Source organism: Blastococcus saxobsidens, from assembly GCF_010682065.1.
In the GTDB taxonomy this organism is placed as follows: Bacteria; Actinomycetota; Actinomycetes; order Mycobacteriales; family Geodermatophilaceae; genus Blastococcus; species Blastococcus saxobsidens_B.
Map to the genome: position 1 here is coordinate 41147 of NZ_JAAGWG010000033.1, position 6215 is coordinate 47361.

The 6215-nt window shown below is 74.8% G+C and carries 9 protein-coding genes; 2 read left to right on the plus strand and 7 right to left on the minus strand.

Annotation, left to right across the window (positions count from 1 at the left end; all coding sequences use genetic code 11):
* The 4 genes from mug to GCU60_RS17240 form a co-directional block, all read right to left on the minus strand.
* Nucleotides 1–552, minus strand: coding sequence for a G/U mismatch-specific DNA glycosylase (gene mug, locus GCU60_RS17225; RefSeq protein WP_345770663.1), 552 nt, complete (start codon nt 550–552; stop codon nt 1–3).
* Nucleotides 553–581: 29 nt separating this feature from the next.
* A complete protein-coding gene (locus GCU60_RS17230) occupies nt 582–1307 on the minus strand; it encodes a GAF and ANTAR domain-containing protein (protein WP_163207494.1) in 726 nt (241 codons plus the stop codon).
* Nucleotides 1308–1384: 77 nt separating this feature from the next.
* A complete protein-coding gene (locus GCU60_RS17235; protein WP_163207496.1) occupies nt 1385–2041 on the minus strand; it encodes a histidine phosphatase family protein in 657 nt (218 codons plus the stop codon).
* Complete coding sequence (locus GCU60_RS17240) at nt 2032–3099, minus strand: phosphotransferase family protein (protein ID WP_163207498.1); 1068 nt, start codon at nt 3097–3099, stop codon at nt 2032–2034. Before GCU60_RS17240 ends, GCU60_RS17235 begins: the two co-directional genes overlap by 10 nt.
* A 115-nt stretch (nt 3100–3214) precedes the next feature.
* Between GCU60_RS17240 and GCU60_RS17245 the strand changes: the two genes are divergently transcribed.
* The gene (locus GCU60_RS17245) at nt 3215–3673 is read left to right on the plus strand and encodes an STAS domain-containing protein (RefSeq protein ID WP_163207500.1); all 459 of its coding nucleotides are present in this window, start codon (nt 3215–3217) and stop codon (nt 3671–3673) included.
* An 11-nt stretch (nt 3674–3684) separates the two neighbouring features.
* Here GCU60_RS17245 and GCU60_RS17250 read toward each other — a convergent pair whose 3' ends face one another.
* From GCU60_RS17250 to GCU60_RS17260, 3 genes are all read right to left on the minus strand, one after another.
* The gene (locus GCU60_RS17250) at nt 3685–3918 is read right to left on the minus strand and encodes a ketohydroxyglutarate aldolase (RefSeq protein WP_163207502.1); all 234 of its coding nucleotides are present in this window, start codon (nt 3916–3918) and stop codon (nt 3685–3687) included.
* 10 nt (nt 3919–3928) lie between these two features.
* Nucleotides 3929–5260, minus strand: coding sequence for a S8 family serine peptidase (locus GCU60_RS17255; RefSeq protein ID WP_345770664.1), 1332 nt, complete (start codon nt 5258–5260; stop codon nt 3929–3931).
* 114 nt (nt 5261–5374) lie between these two features.
* A complete protein-coding gene (locus GCU60_RS17260; protein WP_163207504.1) occupies nt 5375–5830 on the minus strand; it encodes a winged helix-turn-helix transcriptional regulator in 456 nt (151 codons plus the stop codon).
* 147 nt (nt 5831–5977) lie between these two features.
* Between GCU60_RS17260 and GCU60_RS17265 the strand changes: the two genes are divergently transcribed.
* A complete protein-coding gene (locus GCU60_RS17265; protein WP_163207506.1) occupies nt 5978–6121 on the plus strand; it encodes a hypothetical protein in 144 nt (47 codons plus the stop codon).
* Nucleotides 6122–6215: the final 94 nt, after the last annotated feature.

Sequence of the window (6215 nt, forward strand, 5' to 3'; positions counted from 1 at the left end):
TCAGCTCCCCGGTCGCAGCTGCCGGTAGGCCCGGGCGAGGTCGGGCAGCTGGGCGTGCGCGTTCAGCCCGCTCGGGTTGGGCACCGCCCAGGTCTCCGCGCCGCCGATCCGCTCGGGCTGCCGGCCCACGACGGCCTTCGGGCGGTCGAAGCCCTGGCGCCATGCGGTGATGCCCAGGACGGCGAGCACCCGCGGCCGGTAGCGCGCCACCAGGGCCGCGAGGGCCACGGCGCCCGCGCGGAACTCCGCCGGGGACAGCTCGGCCGCGGTGCGGGTGGGCCGGTCCACCAGGTTGGTCACCCCCAGCCCGTGCCGGAGGAGCTCGCGGTCCTCCTCGGGGGCCAGCTGCCGCGGCGTGAGCCCGGCCCGGTGCAGCGCCGGCCAGAAGCGGTTGCCCGGCCGGGCGAAGTGGTGTCCCCGCTCCGCCGACATCAGCGAGGGGTTGATGCCGCAGAAGAGCACCTCGAGCCCCGGGGCGATCACGTCCGGCAGCGGCTTGCCGGGTGGCTGCTCACCGGGCAGCAGCTCGTCGGGCAACAGCTCCTCGGGCACGCGGCCATCCTCCTCGGAGGGTGGCCGGCTCACCTCGCGCGGCGGTAGCCGCCCGGCACGGCACCGGTGTCGGCCAGCTCGCGGGCCACCTCGACCAGTTTCCGGTTGAGCTCCTGGGAGACGCGGGCGAGCACGCCGAACGCCTGGTCGGCGGTGAGCCCGTGCCGCTCCATCAGGATGCCCTTGGCCTGCCCGATCAGGTCGCGGTTGGCCATGCCGTCGCGCAGGTGCGACTCGTGCTCGGCCCCGGCCAGCGCCACGGCCGCGTGCGCGGCGAACAGCTGACCGATCTCCCGGGACTCCTCGTCGAAGGCGTCCGGCGTCCGCGAGTACAGGTTCAGCGCACCCATCTGGTCGCCCGCCACGAACAGCTGGAAGCAGACCATCCCGCGAGCGCCCAGGGCAGCGGCCTCCGGAGCGAACTCCGGCCACCGCTGCTCCTCGGCCAGGTCGACCACCCGGACGACCTCCTCGTCCCAGATCGCGTCGAGGCACGGCCCCTGCTGGAGGCGGCTCTGCAACTCGTCGACCTGACGCGGCAGGTCGCCCGTCGACGCGCGCGGCTCCACCTTCGACCGGCCGATCACGTAGCTGATGCCGCACTCGTCCGCGTCCGGCACGGCGACCACCGCGGCGGCGGTGATGGCGTGCAGGGTCGCCTCGACGTCGCCGTGCTCGCCCTGCAGCTGCCGGGCGATCCGGCTCATCGTCTCGCCGAGGTACCGCACGTCACCGGCACCCTCGTCGTGGCTCATGGGACGACCGTAGTCCGCTCCGGGCCGCCGGCACCCGTGCCGGCCCGCCGGAGGCGACGGGCCTGCCGGGCCCGGGGTCAGCGGTAGCTGAGCAGGTGGCGGCGGTCGCCGGTGACGTGCGCGTGGTCGTTGAAGGCGAGCAGGGACAGGCCCGACCCACCGGCCAGCACCGAGGTGACGCCGACGTTCACCGCGGCCCGGTTCAGCGCCACCACACCGTCGGCCGGGGCGCCCAGCAGCCCGGCGACGACGGCGGCGATCACACCCCCGGAGCTGACCACCACGGCGTCCCGACCGGAGCCGAGGCCCGTCGCCAGCTCGCGCAGCGCGGTCGGCGCGCCGGTGGAGAAGGCCGGCCAGCCGTCTGCGTCGCCGGCCGCGATCCACGACCGCAGGGCGCCGTCGAGCAGCCGCTGCACCTGCCGCGACCCGGAGTCCCCGGACGGCTGCTCCCCCTCCGCCGGATAGCGCTCCAGGAGGTCCAGGTGGTCGTACTCGTCGAACCGCGGGTCCGGCCCGGCCACGGGCCCGAAGCCGGCCGTCTCCGTCAGCAGGGCCGCGGTGTCCCGCTGGCGGCGCAGCGTGCCGGAGACGACGAGCGGGTCGCGCAGCTCCCGCCGGCGCAGCTCCTCCCCCACGCACCGCGCCTGCTCGCGACCGAGGTCGCTGAGGACGTCGTAGTCGTCGGCGCCGAAGGAGGCCTGCCCGTGGCGGACCAGGCAGATCAGCGGCATCCGGCCAGCTTCTCCGCGCGCTGGAGCAGGACGGCCGCGGCGAAGCCGAAGTTGGCGAACCGCGGGTTGGTGCTGTGGCCGGAGCTGTACCGCGCCCAGATCTGCTGGATGATCACGGCCAGCCGGAACAGCCCGAACACCTCGTAGAACGTCCAGTTCGCCGGCTGCAGACCGGTGCGCGCCAGGTACCGCTCGACCAGCTGCTCGCGGGTCGGCATGCCCGACAGGATGCTCGGCTGGGTCGAGACCAGCCCGAACTCCTCGTCGTCGTCCGCGGTGACCCAGTAGGCGAGCGAGGCGCCCAGGTCCATCAGCGGGTCACCGACGGTGGCCATCTCCCAGTCCAGGACGCCGGTGATCCGGGGCGTGCCGGACAGGTCGAGCACGAGGTTGTCGAGCTTCCAGTCACCGTGCAGCAGGCTGGCCCGCACGTCCTGCGGCTGGTGCTCGGCCAGCCAGCCCATGAGCTCCTCGGCCGGGGGGACGTCGTCGGTCAGCGCGTCGCGGAAGCGCCGCGACCAGCCCTCGACCTGCCGGCGCACGTAGCCGGGGCCCCTGCCCAGATCGGCGAGCCCCGCGGCGTCGACGTCGATCGAGTGCAGGTCGGCCAGCCGGTCGTAGGCGGTCTCCCCCAGCACCCGGGCCTGCTCCGGCGAGAGCTCCACGCCCTCGGGCAGCTTCCGGCCGAGCACGGTGCCCGTCAGGCGCTCCATCACGTAGAAGTCGCTGCCGATGACCGACGGGTCCTCGCAGAAGCCGTGGATCTGGGCGACGACGTCCAGGTGCGGACGGAGCCGCTGCTGCACCCGGACCTCCCGGCCCATGTCGTGCGCCGAGGCCGCCTTGTGGCCGTGCGGCGGCCGACGCAGCACCAGGTCGAGGTCGCCGTAGTCCAGCAGGTAGGTGAGGTTGCTCGCGCCGCCGGAGAACTGCCGCACCTGTGGTGGCGCGTGGCCGTCGAGCGCCGGGACGCGCGGCGCCAGCCACGCGTGCACCGCCTCGACGTCGAAGGCGTCCTCGGGACGGACATCGCGGAGTCGGGTCGCGTTCTCGCTCATCCCGCTCATCCCATCACGACCGCAGGGCCGGTGTCCGGGCCGCGTCGGGTGTAGCTTCGCGAAGAGGTCGAGAGCGGGGCCCGGGCACAGCCCGGGTGACGGCGGGAGGCCGGCCATGGCAGCACCTGCGAGCCCTACGGGCCTGGACCACGACGCCGGATGGGTGCCCTTCCAGGTCTCGGTCGACGTCGCTTCGGCCACCGTGGTGGTGGCCGGGGAGTTCGACCGGGACCACGCCCCGCACGTGCTGGACGGCCTGCGGTCGCTGACCGGGAGCGGCCGGCCACGGTGGGTCCTGGACACCGAGCGGGTGACGTTCTGCGATGCGGCGGGGCTCCGGACCCTGGTCACCGGGCACCACCTGGCCCGGCGGCACGGCTGCCAGCTGGTCCTGGAGCGCCCCAGCCCGTGCCTGCACCGACTGGTGGTGCTCGTCGGCCTGCACGACCTGCTCGCCCTGCTGCCGGGCGGGCCGCCGGCCCCGGACGAGCACCGCTCGCCACCCCCGGCCGGCGTGCTGCGAGCCGGTCAACGCGCCCCCGTGATCCCCACGCCCGCGCCCCCGACGCCCTGACTGCCGCAGTGCTACTGCACCGGCGCGTCCGGCGGGGGCAGCTGGACGCCCAGCTGCTCGTCCACCGAGATCACCCCGTCGACGGCGCTGAGCCCACCGGCGGCACCGGGTGCGACGGAGCCGGTGATGATGCCGAGGCTGTCGAGCACCTGGTCCACCTGCATGCCGCGCGCACGCAACCCCTGGACGACACCGTCCAGGGCGGCCAGGTGCCCGTCGTCGACGGTGACGCTGACGTGGGTCATGCCGCGCAGGCTACGCGGCGACGCCTCCGTGCGGAGCGACGGCGAGACCGCTCCCGGCGTCGACGGAGGGCTGCAGCAGCCGCACGCTCTCCTGCACGAGCGTGGCCCACAGCTCCAGGCCGCGGTGCCCGGTGGACTCGGCCCACAGCGCCGCCAGGCCGGCGACGTGCGGCGTGGCCATGCTGGTGCCGCTGATCGTGTTGTAGCGGGTCGGCATCGGCCAGGCCGAGTAGACCTCCCAGCCGGGAGCGGCGATGTCCACCTGACCACCACGGGCGGGGAGGCTGCGCGCGGAGAAGTACGCCATCTCCAGCGCCTGGTCCAGCGCCCCGACCGCCATGATCTCGACGCTGTTCGCCGGCGCGCCCACGAACCCGGGGTCGCCGGCCCGCCGGTCGGCGTTGTTGCCCGCCGCCGCGATGATCAGCGAGCCCTGTCGGAGCGCCCGGCGGCCGGCCGCGGAATAGGGCGGGTGCGCCTGCATGACGTCGGCGCCCAGGGACATCGAGACGACCGGGCACCGGCTGGTCACCGCCCAGTTGATGCCGGCGAGGATCCCGGCGTCGGTGCCGCTGCCGTCGGTGCCCAGCACCTTGCCCGCGTAGATCTCCGCCTCGTGCGCAACGCCGTAACGGGGCCCCGTGGCCGGCGTCCGGGGGCCGCACGCGGTGCCGATGCAGTGCGTGCCGTGCCCGTGCCCGTCCTGGGCGTCCTCCCCCGTGACGAAGGAGCGGGCGACGATCGTCCGGCCAGCGAAGTCGGGGTGGGCAGAGTCGAAGCCCGTGTCGAGCACCGCCAGCCGGATGCCGCGCCCGGTGGCGGCCGAGGCGTCGGCGCGGACGGCCTGGACGCCCCACGTCGCCTGGACGGTGTCCTCGAAGCGCGCCGGCCCCGCCGTTGCCGGCGGGGCGCCGGGCGCGAGGAGGCGGCCGGCCAGATCGGCGACACCGTCGCGGTAGCCCGCCGCGTACGGGCCGACGTCCCGCGGCGTCCCGGTCAGCACGCGGTGCACCAGCTCCGGGGAGACCGAGAGCACCGGGCGACCGCCGGCCCCCGCCGTCTGCAGCAGGCCCAGCTGCCCGGGCTCGGCCGCCACGACCGCGATCCCGAGAGCGCTGAAGACGGTCGCCTCCGCGTCCTGCAGGGTCTGCGGCGGGACGTCGCCGTCGGCGAAGTCCCGGGAGTCGGCCACCGAGTGCAGGCCCACCCGGGCCCAGTCGACGGGGCGGTCGTCGCCGGCGTCGGCGAGGACGACGATCTGCCGGCCGGTGGTGCGGGGCAGCGGCCCCACCGCCCCGTGCCGGACGAGACCTGGGACCCCGGGGCCACTCGGTTCGATCACTGTTCCCCCTCGGCGACGTGGTGCCGGACCGTGCCCGGCCCGTCACTGTCGAGTGTGGGGCTCCCCTACGACAACCGCGCGAGGGCGTCAGGACCCTCGTCGGCCGGCCGCCGATCAGCCGGTGGGGGTGCCCGCGTGGGGTCGCACGTCGCGCGGTCCGGCCACCTCGTGCCCGTCGTCGCACACCAGGGCGACGCGCACCGGGGCGCCGCAGTCGGCGTGCACGAGGGCCAGCGGGGGCGGGCCGTCGGCCAGGTGGCGGTCGCCCCACTGCATCAGGGCCACGAGCGTGGGATAGAGGTCGCGGCCCTTGCTGGTCAGCCGGTACTCGTGCCGCTGGCGGGACCCGTCGGCCTGGTACGGCTCCTTGCGCAGGATGCCCTCCTGCACGAGGGTGGCCAGCCGGTCGGTCAGCACCGCCTTGGGAGCGCCCAGTGCCTGCTGGAAGTCGGCGAACCGGCGCACTCCGAGGAACGCCTCGCGGAGCAGCAGCAGGCTCCACTTCTCCCCCACCACGGCCAGCGTGCCGGCGACGGAGCAGCGGGAACGGTCGTAGGAGGCGTCGCTCACAGTGTGATCGTAGCCATGCTGGGTTCACTTGACGAACTCAGTAGGGAGGCGCAGAGTTCGAGTTGCGAACTCAGGAGGCGGACGGTCTCCGGCCGGCCCGCCCGGCCCCCTGCGGCGCTTCCATCCGCTGCACCCGAAGGACCAGCCATGACCCGCATCCGCACCGTCCTCAGCCGCCGGCACGCCGCTCGCGCCCACCTGCGCGAGGAGCGCGCCCTGGCCCGCGCCCTGGCCTCGGCCCCCACGGTCGAGTCCGCGCACGAGATCACCAGCCTCGCCGCTCGGCGCTGACCACCGACCCGGCGGCCGCTAGGGCATGTCTCTTAAGTGCGTAGCCAGGTGATGATCGCGGCCAGGACGGCAGCAGCTCGGTAGACGATGGCGA

Bases quoted from the DNA above. Each gene is read 5' to 3' on its own strand.
- GCU60_RS17240 (WP_163207498.1), bottom strand. From the start codon at position 3,099: ATGAGCGAGAACGCGACCCGACTCCGCGATGTCCGTCCCGAGGACGCC.
- GCU60_RS17235 (WP_163207496.1), bottom strand. From the start codon at position 2,041: ATGCCGCTGATCTGCCTGGTCCGCCACGGGCAGGCCTCCTTCGGCGCC.
- GCU60_RS17230 (WP_163207494.1), bottom strand. From the start codon at position 1,307: ATGAGCCACGACGAGGGTGCCGGTGACGTGCGGTACCTCGGCGAGACG.
- GCU60_RS17265 (WP_163207506.1), top strand. From the start codon at position 5,978: ATGACCCGCATCCGCACCGTCCTCAGCCGCCGGCACGCCGCTCGCGCC.
- GCU60_RS17245 (WP_163207500.1), top strand. From the start codon at position 3,215: ATGGCAGCACCTGCGAGCCCTACGGGCCTGGACCACGACGCCGGATGG.
- GCU60_RS17250 (WP_163207502.1), bottom strand. From the start codon at position 3,918: ATGACCCACGTCAGCGTCACCGTCGACGACGGGCACCTGGCCGCCCTG.